Origin of the sequence: Desulfovibrio sp. SGI.230, from assembly GCF_050313065.1 — a bacterium.
Classification (GTDB): domain Bacteria; phylum Desulfobacterota; class Desulfovibrionia; order Desulfovibrionales; family Desulfovibrionaceae; genus Desulfovibrio.
Genome location: NZ_JBNPKS010000002.1, coordinates 194,650 through 217,105, shown reverse-complemented (window position 1 = coordinate 217,105; position 22,456 = coordinate 194,650). Strand labels below are relative to the sequence as shown.

19 protein-coding genes are annotated in these 22,456 nt (G+C 65.9%); 7 read left to right on the top strand and 12 right to left on the bottom strand.

Annotated features, from left to right (window positions below; genetic code table 11):
- Nucleotides 1–54 precede the first annotated feature (54 nt).
- A complete protein-coding gene (locus tag ACQRAG_RS02985) occupies nucleotides 55–4,104 on the top strand; it encodes an MFS transporter (RefSeq protein WP_427803831.1) in 4,050 nt (1,349 codons plus the stop codon).
- Nucleotides 4,105–4,378: 274 nt separating this feature from the next.
- On the opposite strand, the gene dnaJ is transcribed toward ACQRAG_RS02985, so the two are convergent.
- Nucleotides 4,379–5,500, bottom strand: a complete 1,122-nt coding sequence (dnaJ, locus tag ACQRAG_RS02980; RefSeq protein WP_168935493.1) for a molecular chaperone DnaJ — start codon at nucleotides 5,498–5,500, stop codon at nucleotides 4,379–4,381.
- A 5-nt stretch (nucleotides 5,501–5,505) separates the two neighbouring features.
- On the bottom strand, nucleotides 5,506–5,745 hold the full coding sequence (gene rpoZ, locus ACQRAG_RS02975; protein ID WP_168935494.1) for a DNA-directed RNA polymerase subunit omega: 240 nt from the start codon (nucleotides 5,743–5,745) through the stop codon (nucleotides 5,506–5,508).
- Between the two features lie 228 nt (nucleotides 5,746–5,973).
- Between rpoZ and ACQRAG_RS02970 the strand changes: the two genes are divergently transcribed.
- Nucleotides 5,974–6,780, top strand: coding sequence for a tRNA lysidine(34) synthetase (locus ACQRAG_RS02970; protein ID WP_427803832.1), 807 nt, complete (start codon nucleotides 5,974–5,976; stop codon nucleotides 6,778–6,780).
- 447 nt (nucleotides 6,781–7,227) lie between these two features.
- Here ACQRAG_RS02970 and ACQRAG_RS02965 read toward each other — a convergent pair whose 3' ends face one another.
- The 5 genes from ACQRAG_RS02965 to ACQRAG_RS02945 form a co-directional block, all read right to left on the bottom strand.
- Complete coding sequence (locus tag ACQRAG_RS02965) at nucleotides 7,228–7,854, bottom strand: tetratricopeptide repeat protein (protein ID WP_168935496.1); 627 nt, start codon at nucleotides 7,852–7,854, stop codon at nucleotides 7,228–7,230.
- Nucleotides 7,851–8,255 (bottom strand): hypothetical protein, encoded by a 405-nt coding sequence (locus ACQRAG_RS02960; RefSeq protein WP_006008157.1) that lies wholly within the window; start codon nucleotides 8,253–8,255, stop codon nucleotides 7,851–7,853. The genes ACQRAG_RS02965 and ACQRAG_RS02960 overlap by 4 nt, the downstream gene beginning before the upstream one ends.
- Nucleotides 8,256–8,265: 10 nt before the next feature.
- Nucleotides 8,266–8,934 carry a YkgJ family cysteine cluster protein gene (locus ACQRAG_RS02955; RefSeq protein ID WP_168935497.1) on the bottom strand — a complete coding sequence of 223 codons (669 nt, stop codon included), beginning with the start codon at nucleotides 8,932–8,934 and terminating at the stop codon, nucleotides 8,266–8,268.
- 87 nt (nucleotides 8,935–9,021) lie between these two features.
- Complete coding sequence (locus ACQRAG_RS02950; protein ID WP_040369804.1) at nucleotides 9,022–9,210, bottom strand: ferredoxin; 189 nt, start codon at nucleotides 9,208–9,210, stop codon at nucleotides 9,022–9,024.
- 147 nt (nucleotides 9,211–9,357) lie between these two features.
- Nucleotides 9,358–10,713: a trypsin-like peptidase domain-containing protein gene (locus ACQRAG_RS02945; RefSeq protein WP_427803833.1), complete on the bottom strand. Its 1,356-nt coding sequence runs from the start codon at nucleotides 10,711–10,713 to the stop codon at nucleotides 9,358–9,360.
- 221 nt (nucleotides 10,714–10,934) lie between these two features.
- On the opposite strand from ACQRAG_RS02945, the gene cobT reads away from it, so the two are divergent.
- From cobT to ACQRAG_RS02930, 3 genes are all read left to right on the top strand, one after another.
- The gene (gene cobT / locus ACQRAG_RS02940) at nucleotides 10,935–12,032 is read left to right on the top strand and encodes a nicotinate-nucleotide--dimethylbenzimidazole phosphoribosyltransferase (RefSeq protein WP_300644386.1); all 1,098 of its coding nucleotides are present in this window, start codon (nucleotides 10,935–10,937) and stop codon (nucleotides 12,030–12,032) included.
- The gene (locus ACQRAG_RS02935) at nucleotides 12,032–13,018 is read left to right on the top strand and encodes an ABC transporter ATP-binding protein (protein ID WP_427803882.1); all 987 of its coding nucleotides are present in this window, start codon (nucleotides 12,032–12,034) and stop codon (nucleotides 13,016–13,018) included. Before cobT ends, ACQRAG_RS02935 begins: the two co-directional genes overlap by 1 nt.
- A gap of 344 nt (nucleotides 13,019–13,362) precedes the next feature.
- Nucleotides 13,363–13,671 (top strand): hypothetical protein, encoded by a 309-nt coding sequence (locus tag ACQRAG_RS02930; protein WP_168935499.1) that lies wholly within the window; start codon nucleotides 13,363–13,365, stop codon nucleotides 13,669–13,671.
- Nucleotides 13,672–13,917: 246 nt separating this feature from the next.
- Here ACQRAG_RS02930 and speA read toward each other — a convergent pair whose 3' ends face one another.
- Complete coding sequence (speA, locus tag ACQRAG_RS02925; protein WP_204626192.1) at nucleotides 13,918–15,834, bottom strand: biosynthetic arginine decarboxylase; 1,917 nt, start codon at nucleotides 15,832–15,834, stop codon at nucleotides 13,918–13,920.
- A 228-nt stretch (nucleotides 15,835–16,062) separates the two neighbouring features.
- Here speA and ACQRAG_RS02920 point away from each other — a divergent pair, with 228 nt between their 5' ends.
- Nucleotides 16,063–17,145, top strand: coding sequence for an efflux RND transporter periplasmic adaptor subunit (locus tag ACQRAG_RS02920; protein ID WP_427803834.1), 1,083 nt, complete (start codon nucleotides 16,063–16,065; stop codon nucleotides 17,143–17,145).
- A gap of 280 nt (nucleotides 17,146–17,425) precedes the next feature.
- Here ACQRAG_RS02920 and ACQRAG_RS02915 read toward each other — a convergent pair whose 3' ends face one another.
- Both ACQRAG_RS02915 and ACQRAG_RS02910 read right to left on the bottom strand, forming a co-directional pair.
- A complete protein-coding gene (locus ACQRAG_RS02915; protein ID WP_427803835.1) occupies nucleotides 17,426–18,055 on the bottom strand; it encodes a YigZ family protein in 630 nt (209 codons plus the stop codon).
- The gene (locus ACQRAG_RS02910) at nucleotides 18,052–18,621 is read right to left on the bottom strand and encodes a cupin domain-containing protein (RefSeq protein ID WP_297160147.1); all 570 of its coding nucleotides are present in this window, start codon (nucleotides 18,619–18,621) and stop codon (nucleotides 18,052–18,054) included. Before ACQRAG_RS02910 ends, ACQRAG_RS02915 begins: the two co-directional genes overlap by 4 nt.
- A 258-nt stretch (nucleotides 18,622–18,879) precedes the next feature.
- On the opposite strand from ACQRAG_RS02910, the gene ACQRAG_RS02905 reads away from it, so the two are divergent.
- Nucleotides 18,880–19,392 (top strand): rubrerythrin family protein, encoded by a 513-nt coding sequence (locus ACQRAG_RS02905; protein ID WP_168935504.1) that lies wholly within the window; start codon nucleotides 18,880–18,882, stop codon nucleotides 19,390–19,392.
- Nucleotides 19,393–19,739: 347 nt separating this feature from the next.
- On the opposite strand, the gene ACQRAG_RS02900 is transcribed toward ACQRAG_RS02905, so the two are convergent.
- Both ACQRAG_RS02900 and ACQRAG_RS02895 read right to left on the bottom strand, forming a co-directional pair.
- Entirely contained in the window at nucleotides 19,740–21,305 is a 1,566-nt protein-coding gene (locus ACQRAG_RS02900; protein WP_427803836.1) for a sigma-54-dependent transcriptional regulator, read from the bottom strand.
- Nucleotides 21,287–22,414: a sensor histidine kinase gene (locus tag ACQRAG_RS02895; RefSeq protein ID WP_427803837.1), complete on the bottom strand. Its 1,128-nt coding sequence runs from the start codon at nucleotides 22,412–22,414 to the stop codon at nucleotides 21,287–21,289. Before ACQRAG_RS02895 ends, ACQRAG_RS02900 begins: the two co-directional genes overlap by 19 nt.
- Nucleotides 22,415–22,456: the final 42 nt, after the last annotated feature.

The window sequence follows — 22,456 nt, the reverse complement described above, 5'->3', positions numbered from 1 at the left end:
GGCAGGGGTTTTGGCTGGGATCGCCGCCATGCACGGATGCTGCAAGGAGTGCGCATGAGCAGGCGATTTTTGCGACAGACCGTCTCGCTGGGGGTGAGCTATACCCTCGGCACCTTCAACGACAATTTCTTCAAGCAGGCCATCCTGCTGCTGGCCGTGAGCATGGGCCATACGGCCGTGCAGGCCTGGGGCACCGTGCTTTTTTCGCTGCCCTTCGTCCTGTTCTCCGCCTGGGCGGGCTGGCTGGCCGACCGCTATCCCAAGTGCCGTCTGGTACTGGCGGCCAAGGCCCTTGAAGTGTGCGCCATGCTGGCCGGGGGCTGGGGGCTGCTCCAGCTGCACTGGAGCGGCATGCTGGCCATGCTCTTCTGCATGGGGGCCAGCGCCACCCTGTTCAGCCCGGCCCTCAACGGCTCCCTGCCGGAACTGTTCGCCCGCGAGGACGTGCCCCGCGTCAACGCCCTGTTCAAGCTGGCCACCACGGCCTCCATCCTGCTGGGCATCACGCTGGCAGGCGGGGCCCTGGAACGGCAGTGGCTCGCCACGGAGATCCCCTTCGGGCGCTGGCTGGTGGCTGCCGTGGCCGTGGGCGTGGCGGTGCTGGGCCTGCTCTCCGTGTTCTTCATCCCCTACCGCCCCGCTGCCGCCCGCAAGGAAGATCTGCCGCCCTTCCCCTGGCTGGGGGCCCTGGATTCCGCCCGCGACTTGTGGCGCCTGCGTGCCCGCCAGGGCATCTTCTGGTGCCTGTGCGGCGATGTCTTTTTCTACACTCTGTCCACCCTCGTCCTGCTGGAGATCAATGCCTACGGCGTGGCCCAGCTGGGCCTTGGCCCCACCATGGCCAGCCTGCTGCCCGGCGGGCTCATGCTGGGCATCTGTGCCGGGGCCGGGCTGGCGGCCCGCCGTGCCCGTGGGGACTGGCGGCGGAGCGTGCCCCGCGCCTGCGCCGGTATCGGCCTGCTGCTGGCAGTCGCCGGTGGCGTGCCCGCCGCGCCCGAGGCCTTCCGTTTCGGCCTGCTCTTTGCCTGTTACGCGGCGGTGGGCATCTGCGGCAGCCTGTACATCGTGCCGGTGTCCAGCCAGATCCAGCTGCTCCCGGCAGCGGAGGAAAAGGGCCGCATCCTCGGCACCAGCAATTTCTTTTCCTTTTCCGGCATGGCCCTGGCCGGGCCGGTCTATGCCCTGCTGTCCTTCCTGCCGCCTTCCGTGGCCCACATGCTGCTGGGCGGCCTTACCCTGATCTGGGCCGTCTTTTTTGCCCGTCGCCTCAAGGCCGCTTTCCCTGATGGCGACGATGGCGGCAGCAGCAGCGGGGCGGGGGACGGCGAGGGGAAGGCGGACGGGCCCCGGGGGCCTCGCCGGGCCGCTTCGCGTGCCCGTATCCTGTTCTCCCGCATGCTGCTGGGCTGCGGCCGCTATTTGCTCTCCCTGCGTTACCGTGTCCGTCTGGAAGGACTGGATGTCCTGCAGGCCGAAGTGGCGCGGGCGCGTGAGCGGGGCAGGGGCGTGCTCGTGCTGCCCAACCATCCCGCCTTCATGGACCCGGCCCTGCTGTGTACGCATCTTGCCGCTTTCGCCCTGCGGCCGCTGGCGGACAGCCATCAGATACGCCGCCCGTGGTTGCGGCCGGTGGCCGCGCTGACGGGCTGCATCTCCCTGCCGGATCTGCGCCGTGACGGCCTCTCCGCCCGTGACCAAGTGAGGGAAGCGCTGGACGGCTGCGCCGCTGCGCTGGCCCGGGGCGAGAACGTCCTTTTGTATCCCTCCGGCGGCCTGAGCCGGGACGGCGCTACCCATCTGGGCGGCAACAGCGGCGCGTACCGTCTGCTGCAGGCCGTGCCCGACTGCGGTCTGGTCCTCGTGCGCACGCGCGGTCTCTGGGGCTCGTCCTTCAGCTGGGCCGCAGGCGAGCCCGTGCTGGGCCGGGCCCTGCTGCGCGGGCTGGTGTCGCTGCTCTGTCACGGCCTGTTCTTCCTGCCCCGGCGGGAGGTGCGCATCACCTGCGCTCTGCCGTCCCGCCGTCCCATGCCCGGGGAAGGCGTCCGGCCGTACAATGCGCTGCTGGAGTCTTTTTATGATGCCGACGGCGGCGAAAAGGCCTGCCCGCAGATCCTTTTCCCCTGGCGGGCCGAGGTCCCGTCCGGGGCGGGCACAGGCGCTGTATCGGCCCGGATGGCCGCCACGCCGCCCCCGCTTGCCGCTGCCGACAGGGAATCCGTGCTGTGCCTGCTGGCGGAAGCGTCGCCTCTGGGCCCGGAGTGGGGCAGCCTCAAGGAAGACCTGCGTCTGGACACGGATCTGGGGCTGGACAGTCTGGCCCTGACGGAACTGGCCGTGCGGCTGGAAGAGCGTTTTGGTCACGCTCCCGCCAGTCTGGAAGGCTTGCGAACGGTGGGGGACTGTCTGCTGCTGGCCGCCGGGCAGATGCCGGAGATCGCCACAGCGGAAGCGTCGGAAGAGCCCTCCCCCTGGCTGGATGCCGTGCGGGCCCGTCCCGCCCGGGCGCTCAGCCTGCCTGATGCTCCCAATCTGCCGCTGGTCATGCTGCGGCAGTTGCGGCGCGCCCCGTCCCGCCCCCTGCTGGCCGACAACGGCCGGATACTGACGGCGCGTGCGTTCTGGATACGGGCCGTGGCCCTTTCCCTGCATCTGCGCCGCCGTTTGGGCAGCGGACAGCGGGTGGGCATCATGCTGCCCGCCTCGTCAGCGGCCTGCGTGGCCTGGCTGGCCGTGCTGCTGGCCGGACAGACGCCGGTCATGCTGAACTGGACCACAGGGCCGCGCAATCTGGGCCACTGTCTGCGTCTGGCCGGGGTGCGGCATATCCTCAGTGCCCGGGCCCTGCTGGATCGCTTGGAGGGCAGCGGCCTGCGCGAAGCCGCCGAAGAGGCCGGGGCCGCATGGCTGCCGCTGGAAGATACGGCAGCCTCCCTGTCCCCCTGTCTGCGGCTGGAGGCCGCCTGCCGTGCGATCCTCTCGCTGGCCGGGCTCGAAGGCTGCGCCGTGCCCCGAAAGCTGTCCCGGCCGGCGGCCATCCTGTTCACCTCGGGCTCGTCGGCGGCACCCAAGGGCGTGCCGCTCAGCCATGACAACATCCTGGCCAACTGCCGGGACGTGGCGGCCATCCTGGCCCTGGACAGCCACGACGCCATGCTGGCCATGCTGCCGCCCTTCCATACGCTGGGCCTCACGGGCAACATCGTGCTGCCGCTTTGCTTCGGCGTGCCGGTGGTCTTCCACGCCAATCCCACGGAAGGCGCCCGTCTGGATGCCGTATGCCGCCAGTGGCGGCCGACCTTGCTGGTGGCGGCCCCCACCTTCCTGGACGGTATGTTGCGGCAGGCCCGGCCCGGGGATCTGGCATCGTTGCGCGTGGCCTTCGTGGGGGCGGAAGCCTGTCCGCAGCGCCTTTACGATGATTTTGTCCGCCTGAGCGGCGGCGGGCTGCTGTGCGAGGGCTACGGCGTCACGGAATGTTCGCCGGTCATCAGCCTCAATCTGCCCACGGATGCCCGCACGGGTACCATCGGTCAGCCTTTGCCTTCGGTGCGGACGGCCATCGTATCCGTGCAGGAGCCCCGGCAGCGGCTGGCGGCCGGAGAGACAGGCCTGCTGCTGGTGCGGGGCCCCAATGTCTTCGGCGGCTATCTGGGGCAGGGCAGCGACGGCGGCCCGGCCTCGCCTTTCCTGCATCTGGACGGCGAGGACTGGTACTGCACCGGCGATCTGGTGCGGGCGGACAGCGACGGGCATATGACCTTTGCGGGACGGCGGGAGCGTTTCGTCAAGCTGGGCGGGGAGATGATCTCCCTGCCGCAGATGGAGGCCGTGCTGGGGCGTCATTTCATGGCCCCTGCCGGACAGGAAGGCCCGGTGCTGGCCGTGGATGCGCTGGAAGAGGAGGGGCAGACCGTGCTGGTACTGTTCACGACCCTGCCTCTGGAGCGTGAACAGGCCAATGCCGTGTTGCGGGAGGAAGGTCTTTCCGCCTTGTACATGCTGCGCCGGGTGCGGCGGCTGGCGGCCCTGCCTTTGCTGGGGTCGGGCAAGGTGGATTATCGAAGCCTGCGGGCCCTGGCCATGGAGGAGGGGCAAGGCGTCTAGCCGGGAGGACAGGATGCCGGGGCCCGTGAGCCGGACGGAGGGCTGGACGGCAGCATCCGGCCGGCACCATGAGGGCGCAGGCGCAGCGGGATCCACGCTTTTGCCGGCGGCCGTTCCCTGATGGTGTCAGCCCCGACAGCGCCGGGCGGACACGTCGGCCCGCGCCGCAGGGAGCCCGCATAACAGAAAAAGGGTGGCAGTCCTGGCGACTGTCACCCTTTTGCATAAGAGCTCGTTTGTGAGGTGGGCTCCTGTCCTCGCGCGCATCAGCGCCCTAGTCCAGGCCCATTTTTTTGCTCAGCTTCTTGCCCAGGTTCTTGACCTTGTCCAGCGGGCTTTCACTTTCCAGGCGTTCGAATTCACGCAGCAGTTCGGCCTGCTTGTCCGAGACGCGGGTGGGGGTCAGGACTTTGACTTCCACCAGCAGGTCGCCGCGGTTGCTGCGACCGGGGTAGGGCATGCCTTCGCCCTTGAGGCGCAGCAGGGTGCCGCTCTGGATGCCCTTGGGGATATCCAAGGGCAGCGGGCCCTTAAGGCCGGGCACTTCCACGCGGTGGCCGAGGGCCGCCTGCACGAAGCTGATCTCGCAGGTGTAGATGAGGTCCTGGCCCTGGCGTTCGTACTTTTTGCTGGGCTCCACATGCAGGACCACATACAGGTCGCCTGGAGGCCCTCCGTGCTCGCCGGGTTCCCCTTCACCGCGCACACGCAGGCGGGTGCCGGTATCCACACCGGCGGGGACGCGCACCACGATCTCGCGGCGTTCTTCCACGATGCCCTGGCCCTTGCAGCGGGGGCAGGGCTTTTTGATGACCTGACCGGTACCCTGGCAGGTGGAGCAGGGCATGGCGATCTGGAAGAAGCCCTGGGAATGGCGCACCTGACCGGTGCCGTGGCACTGGGGGCAGGTCTCGGGCTGGCTGCCCGGAGCGGCACCGCTGCCGGAGCAGTCGGGGCAGGTCACATGCTTGGGCAGGGTCAGGGGGATCTCGTCGCCCGTGGCGGCCTGCTCAAAGGTGACTTTCAGGTTGTAGCGCAGGTCGGCGCCCTGCATGGGGCGGGGACCACGTGCGCCACCGGCGGAAGCAAAGCCGAAAAGGTCGCCGAAGATATCGCTGAAATGGGCGAAGATGTCTTCGTTGCTGGTGAAGCCCCCACCGCCCATGCCGCCCTGCACACCGGCATGACCGAAGCGGTCATAGCGGGCGCGCTTTTCGGCGTCGCGCAGGACGTCATAGGCCTCGGCAGCTTCCTTGAACTTTTGTTCGGCTTCGGCGTCACCGGGGTTGTGGTCGGGATGGTAGCGCATGGCCAGCTTGCGATAGGCTTTTTTGATCTCGTCCTCGCTGGCGCTGCGGTCCACCCCCAGAACTTCGTAATAGTCTCGCTGTGCCATGGCCTTTAGCCTTCGTTCTTGGCGGACTCCTGACCTTCGGGCAGGGGATTGTACAGGCTCATGTCGTCAGGCAGCACCTTGCCCGCGGCGATCTCGCGCAGAGCGGTCACGGCTTCCTTGTTGCGGCTTTCGATGAGGGGCTCATAGCCTTCACGGTACTGGCGCACACGCTTGATGGCCATCTGGACCAGCAAAAAGCGGTTGTTCACGCGTTCCTGGCAATCTTCCACGGTAATGCGGGCCATAGTTCCTCCGGCTTGCCCGCGAGACAGCGGGCGGAGTGTAAAAATGAATGCCGCCGTACCCGACAGCAGCGGGCGCGGCGCAATAGGGGCAGAACTCTTTGCCTGCCCAAGCGAGTTATGCTATTGGTCTTTTGTGCGGCTGTCAAGGCCAGAGGCGCGGAAAATCGTCCCTGCCCTGTCTGCCGCCCCCGATCAACGCAACACATGCCCTGCGGGGCAGGAGGACATATGCGCGAAAAACGCTCCTATGCGCAGGAGATCTGCGTCAAGAGCGCCGGCAAGGCCATGCAGCAGACCGGCATGATCTGGCCCGGCTGCCGCATCGGCGTGGCCGTTTCCGGCGGGGTGGACAGCTTCGTGCTGCTCAAGACCCTGCATATCCGGCAGGGCATCGTGCCCTTCCGTTTCGAGATCATGGCCATCCATCTCAATCCCGGCTTCGATCCGCAAAGCCATATGCCGCTGGCCGCCTGGCTCTCACAGCACGGCATTCCCTCGCATCTGGAGGTGACGGACTTCGGCCCGCACGCCCATTCGGCCGAGAACCAGCGCCGTTCCCCCTGCTTCCGCTGCGCCTGGCTGCGCCGCAAACGCCTGTTCGAGCTCTGTTCGCAGTACAAGCTCACCCATCTGGCCCTGGGGCACAATGCCGAGGATCTGGTCTCCACCTTTTTCATGAACCTGTGCCGCAACGGCCGCGTGGACGGCATGAGCATGAACGAGCCCTTCTTCGGCGGCAAGCTGCATCTGATCCGGCCGCTGCTGCTGGTGGAGAAAAAGTACATCATCAAGGCCGCCAAGCAGTGGGAGCTGCCCCTGTGGGCCAATGCCTGCCCTTCGGCCGGCAATACCGCCCGCAGCGACATGGGCGAGACCCTCAAGGCCCTGTACGGCGTGGCCAAGGATTCCCGCCGCTGCATCCTCAACGGCCTGAGCCGCTGGCAGCTGGAAAAGAACAGCCTGCCTGATGTGACGGATGCCGGAGAGCAGGAGAGCGGGGCGTTTGTCCGGGGGGAAGGGACCCCCTTTAGCTAGCGCCCAAAGGGAGGCCTTCCCCGGGCCCTCCATCCTCCCCCAAACGCGCTTTATTACAGGAAACGGGCAGCCGTATGGCTGCCCGTTTCCTGTTTTCAGGCGGGATAATGACGTCATTCGGTTGGCGTGCTGTCTTTTGGCGGGGCAGTATGCGGGCCGCTTGATGCGAAGGAGTCGGGGCGGGACTGGCTTCGTGCGAAAAAGACTTTTCGGAGGCGGCAGGCGCGGACGGGTGCTCACTCCCCCAGTCCGGTCATGTCTGTCCCTTGGCGGTCAGGGGGACGTGTCCGTCATCCGAAGACGGGGACCCGCCATACAGACCAGAGTAAAAGTTTTTGGGAGGAGCGGGGGAGCATGAGGGGGAGAGGAGACCTTTTTTCAAAAAGGTCTCCTCTCCCCCTCATCAAAAAGACACTGCCTCAGGGCAGCGATGGCGCGCGTCGTATGCTAGACGCCCTTGGCCTTGAGCTCTTCCAGGAAGCCCTCGGGCACTTCAAAGCCCAGCTCGGCGGCCTTGGCGGCGGACTGGCGGGCTTCGGCGTACTTGCCAAGGTCGAACTGGGCAAGGGCCATGTTGTTCCAGGCGGGAGCGAAGGCGGGTTCCTTTTCCAGGATCTCCTTGCAGAGCTTTTCGCAGGCTTCGAAGTCGCCCTGCATGTAGTAGGCGGTGGTCAGGGCGTTCTTGGCCTGCACGAAGTCGGGGTCCCACTTGAGGGCCTTCTTCAGGGCGGTGATGGCCTTGTCCGGCTCGCCGCGCTGCAGGTGCACGAAGGCGATGTTGCTCCACGGCACGGGGAACTTGGCGCGGCACTGGGCGGCTTCTTCATTGTAGCGCAGGCAGCCTTCCAGGTCGCCGCGTTCCAGGCAGATGCCGCCGAGCTGCACATAGGCTTCGGCCAGGTGGGGGGAGTTGCGCACGGCGTTGAGCAGGGCTTCTTCGGCGCCCACGAAGTCACGTTTGCTCAGCAGGGCCAGGCCCAGGTTGTAGTGATGGGTAGCGCACTGCTCGTTGGCCGCGATCTCCATCTTGAGGTCGGCAATATATTCGTCGATATCGTCGTAACGCTGTTTCATAGGATGTGGCCCTCTTTTTTCAGCAGATCATGGTACCAGAGGCAGAAGTCGGTGATGCCCTGGAATTTTTCGTCACGGTTCACAATACCCAGAGCGCATTCCAGCACGCCGCGACCGTAGTCGTTGCCGTACTGTTCGTTCCTGGCGGCCTTGAGCTGGAGGAACTCGCGCACCAGCTGCTGGGTGGTGCGCTTGGTCACGTCCAGGCGCACGTCCAGAGGATCGTTGGGCTTCTGGAAGGGGTCCCAGTTATCGTAGCCGATGCGGTCCACGAACTTGCGGCGCCGCGGGTTCATGCGCTCGTAGATCTCACGCTTGAGCTGTTCCTGTTCCTCGTTGAGGCGCTGGGGCGTGCCGTCGCGGAACACGGTAGCGGGAATGAAACTGAGCTCGGAAGGCATGGTGCGCTCCCTATTTTTCAGGCTTGGCCGGGCCGATGCCCAGGTAGGCCTCGTCGTAATTGGTGATGAGTGCCATGGAGAGCGGCACGTAGACTTCGTGCAGCTCGCGGAAGCGGCTGTTGACGGTGCGGCCGATCTCGCGGCTCAGGTCTTCCAGGCGGCTCTGGATCTTGTCCAGATAGACGGTGGGGTACGACTTGCCCTTTTCGAAGGCGGCGAAGCCACAGACGTGGCCTTGACCGGCGATGGCGGTGGGCACGCCGTAGAGGCGACAGGTGATGGGACGGGCCTGGTAGAGCAGGCAGCGGTCGTCATCGCCCAGCAGGGGGCAGCGGCACTTGATGCGCGCGGCTTCTTCCATGATGGCTTCGGGGCTCTTGCCGGACTTTTCTTCCCGGAAGAGCTCGCGCTTGAGGCGGGTCAGCTGACGGTCGGTCTCGGCGGCCCTGGTCAGGATGGCCGAGCGCTGCGGACCGTAGTCGAAAGCCTGCTGGAAAGCCCGGTTGATGTACATGGCCTCCACCAGGGAAAGGTCGAACAGGGCATGACAGCAATCGCTGCAGCCTTCCTTGCAGGTGACGCACTGGGCATGGTCGTGCCGGATACGCTCGAACACGGCGTCACAGCTGGCGCGGAGTTTTTCGTATTCGGCAAAAATGGGCTGAAGATCAGGAATCATTGGGGTCGTTCCGCTGGTTATGAAAGTGCCGCCAGACGAAACGCCCGGCGGCACTTTGATTTGCAGGTGCTTGGGCACCCTTAGGGCTTAGGCTTCTTCAACGGTGATGGCGCTGGTTTCACAGACTTCCACACAGGATTCGCAGCCCAGGCACTCTTCGGAGTTCACGGGTTCGGACTTGCCGTCCTTGATTTCGTAAACTTCCACGGGGCAAACGTCCACGCATTCGCCACAGCCCACGCACTTGTCGGTATCGACATTCACATTGTAGCCCATTGTGTCCTCCAGATGTTGAAACGTACGTTTCTTGTAGTCCTCGGGGGGAGGGGTCTCCCCACCCAAGGGAATGCATAGCGTCCCCCCCCTTGGGCTGTCAAGGGAAGATTTCTTTGCACATCGTCGCAGGGGACGTGTCCGGCGCGTTTATTGCAGCAGCACGCGCGCGTAATACGGACGGCCGTCGCGGACGATCTGCATCAGTACCTGATTGGCCAGGCGTTCCCGGCGGAAGGCGTTGACCAGATCGGCGGTGGTGCGGATGCGCATGCCGCCGATGGCCGCGATGACGTCGCCGGGGCGCAGGAAGTCCGTGGGACCGGGGCGGCGCGTCTCGCGCACCAGCATGAGGCCGTCGGCCTCGCGCACGCGCAGGCCCCAGATCTCCTGCATGAGGGAAAGGGCCGTGGCATCGTCGAAGGAGGCGGGCTTCACGCGGATCTTTTCCGGCTTGTCGCCGCGCAGCACGCCCAGGGTCAGCTCGGCGCCGGGCACCTGGTTGCGCAGGATGTTCACGTATTCGCGACGGTCGCGCACGGGCGAGCCGTTGATGCTGTCGATGACGTCGCCGGGCTCGATGCCGGCCTTGCCCGCAGGGCTGCCGGGGTAGAGGCGGGTGACGATGATGCCGCGGGGCTCACGCAGGCCCAGGGCCATGGCCATGCGCTGGTCCACGTCGTCGGCGGCCAGGCCCAGCCACAGGGGCGCCACACGGCCCTGGCCCACAAGGTCATCCATGACGCGGCGGGCCTTGTTGACCGGGATGGCAAAGCCGATGCCCTCGCCGCGGGCGTGGACAGCGGTATTGATGCCTACCAGACGGCCTTCGAGGTTGAGCAGGGGGCCACCGCTGTTGCCGGGGTTGGTGGCGGCGTCGGTCTGGACCAGGTCGGTGAACACGCCGCTCTCGCTGCGGATGGTGCGGCCCAGGGCCGAGACCACGCCCGTGGTGACGGTGTGGTTGAAGCCGAAGGGGTTGCCGATGGCGATGACGGTCTCGCCGGGCATGAGGTCGGAGGAATCGCCCAGGGGCACGGCGGGCAGGTCATGGGGGCCCTGGATCTCCAGCACGGCCAGGTCGAAGTCCGGCTCCGCGCCCTTGACCACGGCGGGGAACTGGCGGCCGTCCTGCAGATGGATCATGACCTCGTCGCCACCGGCGATGACGTGGGCGTTGGTCAGCACCAGGCCGCGTTTGCCGTCCACGATGACGCCGGAGCCGAGGCTCACGCGTTTTTGCCGGCGGGGCTGGTCGAAGCCCGGGCCGAAACCGAAAAACTGGTCCATGGGCGAGATGCGCTGGCGCTCCACCACATGGGTGCTGGTGATGTTGACGACGGCGGGGGCCGTGGCCTGGACGGCGCGCACCACCGGGGTCATGCGCGGGCTGGAATCCGGCACGGGCGCGGCGGCAGGGGCCGTGGCCGTACAGAGCAGGGCCAGACAGGCCAGGGTGCCTGCGGCGCGGCGCAGGCCGGGGAACAGGGAAAACGACGGATGCATGGTCAACTCCGTGATCGTTGCGGATGGAAAAAGGACGGGAAGGCCCAGGGGCAGGGGAGCGGCAGCCGTGGACGGACGGCGGCGATGCCCTGCTTTTGTCCGGGCGGGCCGTGGGCCACGCGGGCATTCCCGGCAGGATCCGCCTTTTCTAATACAGGCCGTCACACAGGTAAAGACGGGCCATGCTTGCGCCGGGCCGGGCAAGACGTTACACAGAAAACATGAAACAAGTTCCCGTATATCGTGAGGCTGTGGAAGTGCCCGCCCTGCCGGGCCTCTTTATCCGTCCCCTGGAAAGCTCCCTGCTGGAGAAGGCCCAGGCCCATCTGGACAACCTGACCAAGCCGCGCGGCAGTCTGGGGCGTCTGGAAGAACTGGGCCGGCGCCTGTATGCCATGGCAGGCGGGGTCACGCCCCTGAGCGTGAGCCCGGCCCTGATGCTGACCGTGGCCGGGGACCACGGCGTGACGGCCCAGGGCGTCTCGCCCATGCCGCAGGCCGTGACCCGCCAGATGACGCGCAACTTCCTCAACGGCGGCGCGGGCGTCAACGTGCTGTGCCGCAGCAGCGGCATGGACCTGCGCGTGGTGGATGCCGGTTGCGCCGGGGGGCCCTACGAGCCGCACGAGCTGCTCATCGACCGCCGCCTGGGCGACGGCACCGCCGACATCAGCAAGGGCCCGGCCATGAGCCGTGAGACCTGCCTGCAGGGCCTGCGCCACGGCATCGCCCTGGTGGAGGAGTTCGCGGACAAGGGCTACCGCTGTTTCGGCACCGGCGAGATGGGCATCGGCAATTCCACGCCGGCCACGGCCATCAACTGTGCGCTGTTCGGTTTCGACCCTGACGTGGCCACGGGCCCGGGGGCCGGTTCCGATCCCGAACGGGTGCGCCACAAGGCCGCCATCGTGCGTCGCGCCCTGGAGGTCAACGCCGCTGCCCTGAAGGGCGACGGGGTGGACATCCTGGCCGCGCTGGGCGGTTTCGAGCTGGCCATCATGGCCGGCATCATGCTGGGGGCCGCGTCGCGCTCCCTGCCCATACTGGTGGACGGCTTCATCTGCAGCGCCGCCTATGCCGCCGCGGTGCGCATCTGCCCGCTGGTGGCCCAGTACGCCATCCTGTCCCATGCCTCGGCCGAGCCCGGCCATGTGCCCGCCCTGGGCGCGCTGGACAGCGGCACGCCCCTGCTGCATCTGGACATGCGGCTGGGCGAGGGCACCGGCGGCGCCGTGGCCTATCATTTGCTGCGCTGCGCCGTGAACATCTTCAACGAGATGGCCACCTTTGCCGAGGCGCAGGTGGACGAAGGCCTGTGATGGAGACCGGGAACAGGGACGATTTGCTGACGCTGGAAGATGTGCGCTGCCACTTCCCGGTGCGTCAGGGCATGCTGGGCGAAGTGCGTCATCTGCAGGCCGTGGATGGGGTGGATCTTGTCCTGCGGCCCGGCCAGAGCCTCGGGCTGGTGGGCGAATCCGGCTGCGGCAAGTCCACGCTGGGCCGTCTGGTTTGCGGTCTGCAACGTCCCACCGGCGGCCGCATCCTGTTCCGGGGCGCGCCGCTGCCGCCTGCCGGAGCGGGCAGCATGGCGGCCGGACGCATCCAGATGGTCTTTCAGGACCCGTTCTCTTCCCTCGATCCCCGCTGCACGGTGGGCACCTCGGTGGAGGAGAGCCTGCTGGCCGGGGAGCGCCTGAGCCGCAGGAAACGCCGGGAGCGGGTGCGCGACATGTTCGCCACGGTGGGCCTGGCCGGTCTGGAACGCCGCTACCCGCACGAGTTCTCCGGCGGTCAGCGGCAGCGCATCGCCGTGGCCCGGGCGCTCATGACCCATCCTGACCTCATCGTCTGCGACGAGCCGGTCTCGGCGCTGGATGCCTCGGTGCAGGCGCAGATCCTCAACCTGCTGCGGCAGGTGCAGGAGGATTTCGGGCCCGCCTATCTGTTCATTTCCCACGATCTGGCCGTGGTGGGCTTCATGTGCCCTCACATCCTGGTCATGTATCTGGGCCGTTTCGTGGAAGAGGGCCCGCGCGAGCGTCTGCTCCGGGAGCCCGCCCATCCCTATACGCGCGCCCTGCTGGCCTCGGTGCCTTCCTTTGAGGATCTGCGCGACGGCAAAAGCCCGGTGCGCGCGCCCCAGCAGAACATCCGGGGCGAGCTGCCGAGCCCGCTGGATCCGCCGTCGGGCTGCCGCTTCCATCCCCGCTGTCCGCAGGCCACGGAACGCTGCCGCGAGGAAGCCCCGCAGTGGAAGGAGCTGGAGCCCGGCTGGCGGGTCCGCTGCCATCTGTATGGGTAAATGATACGTTATCCAGGGGGAGGGGCCCTCGCGCTGCCCGCAGCTTTTTTCGGCGCAACGGGCACGGCCTGCGGCCGTCGGCTGGTCGCCGGCACGTGCGGCAGAGTGCCCCTTGCCCCTGCATCTCCCCCCCTAAAGTATGTCTTATGCGGAAAGACGGAACGCTGCCTGCCAAGAAGGCCGTGCCTGACAGCCTGTCCCCCGGCAGGTGATGCGGGAGAGCGGGTGTTTGCACGTACCCGTTAGAAGGGCGAGCAGCGTCAGGAAAAATTGCTGGGATATTTTAATTGAAAATGAAATTCTTTTTCTATAAACTGATACAAATACCCAGCAAAGGAGAGCGTATGGACAATCGCTTCGGCACTACCTCCGGCATGGTCATCCAGACCGTCATGGAAAACGGGCAGGAATTCTGCCTGGCCATCGACGAGCGCGGCCTGTATCTGACCAGTGCCAACTATCTGGACAAGAACCTGGCGGACCCCCACCGCTATTCCGGCAGCAGGGCCACCACCAAAGCCCGCCTGCTGGCCCTCGATCTGGACCCCGTTCGCCTGGCCGAGGCCAATGCCCACCGCATCCCGGTCTACACCGACGAAGCCAAGAAGAAGATCAACCCCATCAAGGCTTCCAAGCGTGGTCTGAGAGGCTGATTGATGATTGCACTGCCTGCGACGCCCCGGATCGGGAGAAAAAGCTCCCGGGCATTGACGTCGGCCCTGCTCTAGTCGGCGTGCGACCTGGCTGCCTTCATGTGGCGCGTCCCGTGCGGCAAAACAAGAACGCCCGGCAGGAAATGCCGGGCGTTCGACGTTTGCAGAAAGCGCTTTGGAGAGGCGCAAGGAGAGGGGTTTTCCAGCTCCGGGAAAAGGTCCCTTCCCCTGCGAGCGCCCTCTTTCCTAGCGTTCGAAATAGGTGTAGCCGCGCAGGCCGTCTTCAAAAGCCTGGAGCACGGCAAAGCGGTCGCTGGGGGTCAGGCGTCCGGCCCGCACGGCGCGTTCGGCCGTGGCGCGCAGGTCGTCCAGGATACGGCGGGGATCGTATTCCACATAGCTCAGGATGTCGGCCACGGAGTCGCCCCGGATCTCGCGCACGTACTCATAGCCGCCGTCGGGATCGACGCGGATGGAGACCACGTTGGTATCGCCCATGAGGTTGTGCAGGTCGCCCAAAGTCTCCTGATAGGCACCCACCAGGAAGACGCCCAGATAGTATTCCTCGCCGTCCTTCAGGGGATGCAGGTCCAGGGTGGTCTTGAGGCCCTGCGGGTCGATGAAGTGGTCGATGCGGCCGTCAGAGTCACAGGTGATGTCCGAGATGATGCCCTGGCGCGAGGGGAACTCGTTGAGGCGGTGCACAGGCATCACCGGGAAGAGCTGGTCGATGGCCCAGCTGTCCGGCAGGGACTGGAAGACGCTGAAGTTGCCGTAGTAGATGTCGGCCAGGCTCACGTCGATGTCCTGCAGGTCGCGGGGCACGGTCTTGAGCTTCACCTTTTCCTGGGCGATGCGCATGATGATGGCCCAGAAAAAACGCTCCGAAAGGGTACGCTGGCGCAGGTTCACGCGGCCCGTGGAGAAGAGCTTGCGCATCTCGTCACGGTAGTAGATGGCGTCGTTGTAGCATTCCTGCAGGTTGCGCAGGCTGATGTTGCCGTAGACCTCGCGCATGTTCAGCACGGGCTCGGGGGTGTCTTCGGGCAGCTCGGCGGGCAGCTGGGCCTCTTCCACGGCGCTCACGTCCAGCACGTTGAACAGCAGCACGGAATAGTAGGCCACGGTGGCGCGGCCGGATTCGGTGATGATGTGCGGGTGCGGCACCTGCTGCTCGTCGAGGATGCTCATGATGGCTTCCACGATGTCGGCGCTGTATTCGTCCAGATTGTAGTTGCGCGACGAGATGTAATTGGTGTGCGAGCCGTCGTAGTCCACGGCCAGACCGCCGCCCAGGTCAAGGTAGCCCATGGGCGCGCCTTCCTGCACCAGGCCCACATAAAGGCGCGCGCCTTCCATGACGCCGGTGCGGATGTCGCGGATGTTGGAGACCTGAGAGCCCAGGTGGTAGTGCAACAGGCGGAAGCAGTCCAGCATGTCGCAGGCCTTGAGCTTGTCCACCACGTCCACGATCTGGGCCGGGGAAAGGCCGAAGGTGGAGCGCTCGCCGCCGGAGTCGGTCCAGTGGCCGCTGGCCTTGACCGAGAGCTTGGCGCGCACGCCGATGTTGGGGCGGATGCCCAGTTCACGGCTGCGGGAGAGCAGAACGTCCAGTTCGCTGGGCATCTCCAGCACGAAGAACAGGTTGAAGCCCAGGCGCTGGGCCTGCAGGCCCAGGTCGATGAACTCCTCATCCTTGTAACCGTTGCAGACGATGCAGGCTTCGGTATCGCGCATCAGGGAGACGGCGGCGATGAGCTCCGCCTTGGAGCCCACTTCCAGACCGTGATGGTAGCGGGAGCCGAACTGGGCGATCTTTTCCACCACCTGTTGCTGCTGGTTGACCTTGATGGGGAAGACGCCGCGGTACTCGCCCTGATAGTTCAGGTTCTTGATGGCCTTGCGGAAGGACTCGTGCAGGCTGGCGATACGGGAGTCCAGGATGTTTTCCACGCGCAGCAGCACGGGCATGTCATAGCCGCGTTCACGCAAGCCGGAGATGATCTCCGGTATGGAGATCTGCGGGCCCTTTGGGCCCTGCGGGCAGACGACCACGTCCCCTTCATCGGACACCGTAAAAAAGCCGGCTCCCCAGTTGCGGATACCGTACAGTTCGATGGAATCTTCCACCCGCCACTGTTGCAATGCGCGGTTTTTTGCCAATTCTTGTGCCTCCAGCATCGGAAATTTCGGATGAGTTCGCGGTCTCTCCCGCCGCGGGATTATTATGCCCGCACAGGGGGGAAAGTCAATTGTCCCGGGGCCGCTGTCCGTCCGGGAAGGCAGGGAGGGCAAGCGCTCCCGGGCAGGACCACACATTTGTTTTCTTGACGCGATGTGTCTGGTGTGCAACGTTTTTGAGGCATCATTCAGAAAATCGTGAGGACTGCCATGAAACATCTTGCCATCTTCCTGTTGCTGCTCGTCCCCGTGCTGGCCTCCTGTTCCGGCGACAAGGACGGACAGGGCGGCAGACAGGCCGCGCCCGTGCATGTGATGACGGTACAGCCGCAGGACGTGCCGCGCGTGCTCGGCGCTGTGGGCAACGTCAAGGCTTCCGCCAGTGTGGGGCTCACTCCCCGTGTGACCGGCGAGATAGAAAAGGTGCATTTTACGGAAGGCCAGGACGTGAAGGAAGGCGATGTGCTGCTGACCATCGATACGCGTCCCTTTGAAGCCACCCTGCGCGAAAAGAAGGGCCAGCTGGCCAAGTCCGAGGCCCAGCTGCACAAGGCCACCAACGATGCGGGCCGTTACGGCAAGCTGGTGGGCAACGGCTATGTGAGCCGCGAGGCCTACGAACAGACCGCCACCGAGGCCGCGGCCCTGCGCGCCACCGTGCAGGCCGACAAGGCCGCGGTGGAAAGCGCCGCCCTCGACCTTTCCTACTGCACCCTGCGCGCGCCCATCAGCGGTCGTGTGGGCGGTCTCAAGGTGGACAAGGGCAATATGGTGCGCAGCTCCGATACCACCCCCATCGTCAGCATCGACACCCTTTCGCCCATCTATGTGACCTTTTCGGTGCCGGAGCGGCATCTTTCCCTGATCCTCGACCGCATGCATGCCGGACCTGTGGAAGTGGACGTGACCCCCACGGGCGGGCAGACCGAAAAGGGCCTGCTGACCCTGGTGGAAAACAGCGTGGATACCACCACCGGCACCATCCAGCTGCGTGCCACCTTCGACAATGAGAACCGTCGCCTCTGGCCCGGCCAGTTCGTGACCGTGGAACTGCCGCTGGGCATGGCGCGCCAGGCCCTGGCCATCCCCAGCCGGGCCGTGCAGAGCGGCCGTGAGGAAAATTACCTCTATGTGGCCGGTGCCGACGGCAAGGCCTCTTACCGCAAGGTGAACATCCTCTTTGAGTCTGGTGACATCAGCGTGGTGGAAGGCGATCTCAAGGCCGGGGAACAGGTCATCATCGACGGTATCGTGCGCCTGGCTCCCGATGTGCCGGTGAAGGTGATACAGTAAGGACGCTGCCGGGGGAGAACGGATCTCCCCCCGCCGAGTTTGAAGAATGGACGAGCCCCGTCTGCCGGACAGCAGGCGGGGCTTATTTTTATATTGGGGGGGATCCGTATCCCGGTCGGGGACTGCTGGCCATCTTCCCCTGGAAGGGGCGTGCCTGAAAAGGCGGACGGGCCTGCGCCTGCCGGATGCGCGGGCCGGTTCGGGCGGGAAGCCTTTTTGTGGATATGCCGGAGACGCTTTGAGGGGGACGGAAGGAAGTGTCTTGCGGCAGCCCCCTGCCTCACGCTTCCTCGACCGGCGTACAGCGGGCGCGGCCGTCGGTACGTCCGGCGATGGCTTCCTCGAAGGGGCCGCGCAGGGCCTCGGGCAGGCAGATGCGTACCCGGGCGGCCTGATCGTAGGCCTCGGCGCAGACGCGGGCCTCGAAGGTGGGCAGCAGGCGGTGCAGGCGGTCCAGATGGGCATAGTCCAGCTGCACGTCCAGCTCCACGGTAGGCACTTTTTCAGCCAGCGGCAGGGTGGCCAGGTTCTCGCGCACCGAATCCTGATAGGCGCGCACCAGGCCGCCGGTGCCCAGTTTGACGCCGCCGAACCAGCGCGTGACCACCACGGTAATCTCGCCCACGCCGCAATGCAGCAGCACCTGCAGCATGGGGCGCCCGGCCGTGCCGTGCGGTTCGCCGTCATCCGAGAAGCCCACCTGGCCGCTGTGTCCCGGAGCCCCGGCCACGAAAGCCCAGCAGTTGTGGGTGGCGTCGGCGTGTTTGGTGCGGATCTGCTCCACGAAGGCGCGGGCGGCTTCCATGCCGGGCGTATGCGCGCAGTGGGTCAAAAAACGGCTGCGCCGGATGATGATCTCGGTCTGGAAGGGGGCGGCGGCATCGGCCGCGGGGATGGGGAAGCGGCTCATCCCCGGTAGCCTTTCCCGGGATCGGGACAGCCGTCAGGCAGCCGGCAAAAATGTTCGATGCCTTCTTTGGCAAAAGGATAGCGGCGTACCAGACAGGCCGCCTTGGCTAGCTCGAAGTCACGAAAATCGAAGCCCGGCGCCACCGTACAGGAGACCAGGGAAAAATCCGTCCCCGGGCAGGGTTCGGCGCCGAACCAGCAGCCGCCGGGCATGGGCAGCAGCAGATGCTGGCCGGCAAGGATGTCGGCCCCCAGTATCCTGTCCAGCTCCTTGCCGTCAGGGGTCAGGCAGTACAGGCGCAAAGGGCCGCCCAGATGGAAATGCCATAACTCATCCTGGCGGATGCGGTGCAGGCGTGAGCGCTCGCCCGCCTGCAACAGATACAGGATGCTCGTGCTGCACGGGCGGCTGCCGTAGATGCCGCAGGGAAGGCTCTCGGGCTGCAGATCCTGCGAGCTGCACCAGACGCGCCGGTAGTGGCCGCCTTCCACATGGGGCATCAGGTCATAATGGCGGATGATGTCCTGGGCCGAAAGGGCTTGTGCAAGGGATGTGGTCGCTGTCATGCCGTTTTTTTAGCCTGCCTTGGCCCGGCTCGCAAGCTTTGCGGACAGGGCATGGAACAAAGGGCGTTTTTGTGCAGGAAAGACGGTGCTAATCCGGCTCCGGGACATTGACGCGGGCCATTCGGACCTTATTTATTGGGGGCGGAAATAAAAATACGCAAAAAAATGCTTTACAAAGGCATGAGTTTTCTGTAAACAGGAATCGTTCCTGATTAAGACGACATTTTTTTGAACATATACCCCCCAAGGAGAACCACAATGAGCAAGACTCTCGAAAACCTGATGGCTGCTTTCGCCGGTGAATCCCAGGCCAACCGCAAATACCTCGCCTACGCCCAGGCTGCCGACAAGGAAGGCCTGTCCGGTGTGGCCAAGGTGTTCCGCGCCGCTGCCGCCGCCGAAACCATCCACGCCCACACCCATCTGAAGAACGCCGGTAAGATCGGCGACACCGCCGCCAATCTGCAGGACGCCATCGGTGGTGAGACCTACGAATTCACCAAGATGTATCCTGAAATGATCAAGGAAGCCGAAGCCGAAGGCCAGACCGCCGTGGCCAAGTACATGGACATGGTGAACAAGGTGGAAGAAGTGCACGCCAACCTGTACAAGAAGGCTGCCGCTGACAACCACGCTTTCGACAACGTCGACTTCTACGTCTGCAAGGTCTGCGGCTACACCCACGAAGGCCCCTGTGACAGCTGCCCCGTGTGTGGCGCCAAGGCCGCTGCCTTCTTCAAGGTGGACGACGCCTGCTGCCTGAACAAGTAAGTTCGGCCGGTCCTGACTTTTCCAGGCGCTGCCCTTCGGGGCGGCGCCTTTTTTTGTGCCCGTTGGCCGGGAAAGATGGCCTTGCCATGCCGCAAAACCGTGCGGCGGGGGAAGGTGCCGTCACCGGGCGGGCCGTTTGGGGCTGTGCCTGGGGGCTGAGGGCGCGGCAGGGCATGGCGGAGGGAACCTCACGCGCGTACGGTGGACGTTTTTGGCGGGACATCCGTGCCGGGGTGTGTCCGGGAAGGCCGCCGTGCCGGCAGGCAAAAAAGAAGGCCCGCCGGAGACCGGCAGGCCCTGGGATGGCGCGGGCATTGAAGCGGTGACGGGCGTTTGTCCCGCGGCCCTCATTCGTCGCTGATGCGGGTCTCGATCTTCAGGCCGTATTTTTCCATGCGCGCCAGCAGGGTGGGGCGGGAAAGGCCCAGCAGGCGGGCCGCCTGCGAGCGGTTGCCCCGGCACTGGCGCAGGGCCTCGCGCACCACGGCCCTGCCCATGATGTCCATGCAGGTGTCGAAGGGCGAAGGATCGCCGGACCGGAGGCAGGCCGTGACGATGCTAGCCAGGCTGCGCTGTTCGTCGTTGTGATGTACGCCAGCAGGAGCCGGGGCGTCTTCGACAGGAGCTTCCCCTTCGTGGAAGCCGTTCCCGGTGCCGACGGGGGAGCGGCGTACGCCCGGGGCAGGGCCGGTATCGCCGTTGCCGTTGGTGCTGAGGCCCGCCGCGGGGGGATGCGCTGCCGGGGAATCCAGCACCAGCTGCAGGTCGCGGATGCTCACCGGGGCGCCGCTGTTGAAGACCAGGGCCTTCTGCAGGGCATTGGAAAGTTCCCGCACGTTGCCGGGCCAGTCCAGACCGGCCAGATAGCGCAGGGCCTCTTCTTCCAGACCGGGATCGGGCCGGTGCAGCTCGGCGGCCTGCCGGTGCAGCAAAAAGGCCGCCAGGGCCGGGATGTCCTCGCGTCGTTCGCGCAGCGGCGGGGTCCAGAGGGTCACCACCTTGAGACGGTAGTAAAGGTCCTCGCGGAAGCGTCCGTCGGCCACGGCCTGCTCCAGATTGGCGTTGGTGGCGGCGATGATGCGCACGTCCACGTCGATGGAGTCATGCCCGCCCAGACGCTGGATCTGTTTTTCCTGCAGCAGGCGCAGCAGTTTGGCCTGGATGCCCGGCGGCATGTCGCCGATCTCGTCCAGGAAGATGGTGCCGCCCGCGGCCTGTTCGATACGGCCGATGCGGCGGTGCTGCGCGCCGGTGAAGGCCCCGCGTTCATAACCGAAAAGTTCGCTCTCCAGCAGGGTGTCGGGGATGGCCACGCAGTTGATGACCGAGAACGGGCGGCGGGAGCGCGGGCTGTAGCGCCAGATGGCATTGGCCACCAGCTCCTTGCCCGTGCCGGATTCGCCCCGGATCAGCACCAGGGCATCGGTGGGCGCCACGCGGCCGATGGCCTTGTACAGCTCCTGCATGGGAGGCGTATGCCCCACCAGGCGGATGTCGTCCTCTTCGCCCAGAGCCTCCTCGGCGGACTGGGCCTCGTGGCGGCGCTGGCTCTCTCCCGCGGCCAGGGCCCGTTGCAGCAGCTCCAGCACCTGCGGGATGTCGAAGGGCTTGAGCATGTAGTCGAAGGCCCCCAGCCGGGTGGCTTCGATGGCGGTCTCGGTGGTGGAATAGGCCGTCATGATGACCACCGGCGGACAGCCCTCCAGGGCACGCATCCGCTTGAGCGCTTCCAGACCGTCCATGCCGGGCATGCGCACGTCCATGACCACGCATTGCGGCATCTTTTCCCGCATGAGGTTCAGGGCCTCCTCGGCCGAGGCGGCGGTGCGCGTCTCGTAGCCTTCGGCGTCCAGCAGGCGCTGGAAGCCCTGACGCAGGTGGTGGTCGTCGTCGACTATGAGGATCTCAGCCATACGTCGTCCCCCTTGCGGACAGGCAGTACCATGACGAAGCTGGCCCCGTGTCCCGGTGCGTTGTGCAGGTGCAGCCAGCCGCCGTGTTCTTCAAATATGCGCCGGGCGATGGGCAGGCCCAGGCCCGTGCCCTCCACCTTGGTGCTCATGAAGGGCTGGAAGATGACCTCGTGCAGCTCTTCGGGCACGCCGGGGCCGCTGTCCTCGATGCGGATGACCACCACGGGCCCCAGCGGGGCCAGGCGGCCGCGCTCTTCGCTGATGCGCACTTCCCCGTCGGTACCGGCGGCTTCGCAGGCATTGATGATGAGGTTGGCCAGAGCCTCGCGCAGCTGTTCGGCATCGCCGTCCACCCGGGGCAGGGGCGCGTGCCGCGTGCGGCGCAGGGTCACCTTGTAGGCTTCCATGCGCGGTTGCAGCAGGATGAGGGTGCGGTCCAGCACCTCGCTCATGTCCAGCGGCTCCTTGCTCAGGCGCGGACGGCGCGAAAATTCCAGAAAGTTGCTGGTGATGGCTTCCATGTGCCGCACGGCCTCGTTCATGGCCTGCACGTCTTCCTGCTGGGCCGGGGAAAGCTCCATGCCCCGGGTGAAGGAGAACAAGCGCAGCTTGAGGCCCGTCAGCGGGTTGCGGATGGAGTGGGCCACCCCGGCGGCCAGTTTGCCCACCAGGGCCATCTTTTCGGTCTGGCGCAGGTTTTGGCGCAGGTTCTCGTGGCTTTCCTCAAGGGCCAGGCGGGTGCGCTGCATGTTCTCGTGCATGCGGCGGATGCGGCAGGTGATGGCGGGCACGGGCGAGCCCTGCGGCATGCGTCCGTCGGCATCGGGGCCCAGTTCGCGCAGGGCCGTGAGCAGGGGCAGGTAGATGCCGCGCCACAGGCAGGCGCCCAGGCCCAGCAGCAGGAGCAGGGCAAACAGCAGCAGGCACATGAGGATGCGCTGGCGCGTGCCCAGCGGCCAGATGAAGATGTCGATGCACAGCCAGATGCAGAGCAGCAGGCACAGGGCCAGGGCGATGCTCCCCGGCAGCAGCAGCCGGGTGAGGTCGAAACCGTTTTTTTCTCCAGGAGCGGGAGCGTCCTGAGCGGGCTGGGAAGGGTTTTCGTTCATGGGTGGCACGGGCGGAGGGGGAAAAGGCCCGCGCTGGCGGCA

What these genes read in the sequence shown, in the direction of transcription:
- ACQRAG_RS02935 (WP_427803882.1), top strand. Translation starts at nt 12,032, where the DNA reads ATGGAGACCGGGAACAGGGACGATTTGCTGACGCTGGAAGATGTGCGC.
- ACQRAG_RS02970 (WP_427803832.1), top strand. Translation starts at nt 5,974, where the DNA reads ATGCGCGAAAAACGCTCCTATGCGCAGGAGATCTGCGTCAAGAGCGCC.
- ACQRAG_RS02915 (WP_427803835.1), bottom strand. Translation starts at nt 18,055, where the DNA reads ATGAGCCGCTTCCCCATCCCCGCGGCCGATGCCGCCGCCCCCTTCCAG.
- ACQRAG_RS02930 (WP_168935499.1), top strand. Translation starts at nt 13,363, where the DNA reads ATGGACAATCGCTTCGGCACTACCTCCGGCATGGTCATCCAGACCGTC.
- ACQRAG_RS02910 (WP_297160147.1), bottom strand. Translation starts at nt 18,621, where the DNA reads ATGACAGCGACCACATCCCTTGCACAAGCCCTTTCGGCCCAGGACATC.
- ACQRAG_RS02985 (WP_427803831.1), top strand. Translation starts at nt 55, where the DNA reads ATGAGCAGGCGATTTTTGCGACAGACCGTCTCGCTGGGGGTGAGCTAT.
- ACQRAG_RS02960 (WP_006008157.1), bottom strand. Translation starts at nt 8,255, where the DNA reads ATGCCTTCCGAGCTCAGTTTCATTCCCGCTACCGTGTTCCGCGACGGC.
- dnaJ (WP_168935493.1), bottom strand. Translation starts at nt 5,500, where the DNA reads ATGGCACAGCGAGACTATTACGAAGTTCTGGGGGTGGACCGCAGCGCC.
- ACQRAG_RS02955 (WP_168935497.1), bottom strand. Translation starts at nt 8,934, where the DNA reads ATGATTCCTGATCTTCAGCCCATTTTTGCCGAATACGAAAAACTCCGC.
- rpoZ (WP_168935494.1), bottom strand. Translation starts at nt 5,745, where the DNA reads ATGGCCCGCATTACCGTGGAAGATTGCCAGGAACGCGTGAACAACCGC.
- ACQRAG_RS02900 (WP_427803836.1), bottom strand. Translation starts at nt 21,305, where the DNA reads ATGGCTGAGATCCTCATAGTCGACGACGACCACCACCTGCGTCAGGGC.
- ACQRAG_RS02965 (WP_168935496.1), bottom strand. Translation starts at nt 7,854, where the DNA reads ATGAAACAGCGTTACGACGATATCGACGAATATATTGCCGACCTCAAG.
- ACQRAG_RS02920 (WP_427803834.1), top strand. Translation starts at nt 16,063, where the DNA reads ATGAAACATCTTGCCATCTTCCTGTTGCTGCTCGTCCCCGTGCTGGCC.
- ACQRAG_RS02945 (WP_427803833.1), bottom strand. Translation starts at nt 10,713, where the DNA reads ATGCATCCGTCGTTTTCCCTGTTCCCCGGCCTGCGCCGCGCCGCAGGC.
- cobT (WP_300644386.1), top strand. Translation starts at nt 10,935, where the DNA reads ATGAAACAAGTTCCCGTATATCGTGAGGCTGTGGAAGTGCCCGCCCTG.
- ACQRAG_RS02905 (WP_168935504.1), top strand. Translation starts at nt 18,880, where the DNA reads ATGAGCAAGACTCTCGAAAACCTGATGGCTGCTTTCGCCGGTGAATCC.
- ACQRAG_RS02950 (WP_040369804.1), bottom strand. Translation starts at nt 9,210, where the DNA reads ATGGGCTACAATGTGAATGTCGATACCGACAAGTGCGTGGGCTGTGGC.
- ACQRAG_RS02895 (WP_427803837.1), bottom strand. Translation starts at nt 22,414, where the DNA reads ATGAACGAAAACCCTTCCCAGCCCGCTCAGGACGCTCCCGCTCCTGGA.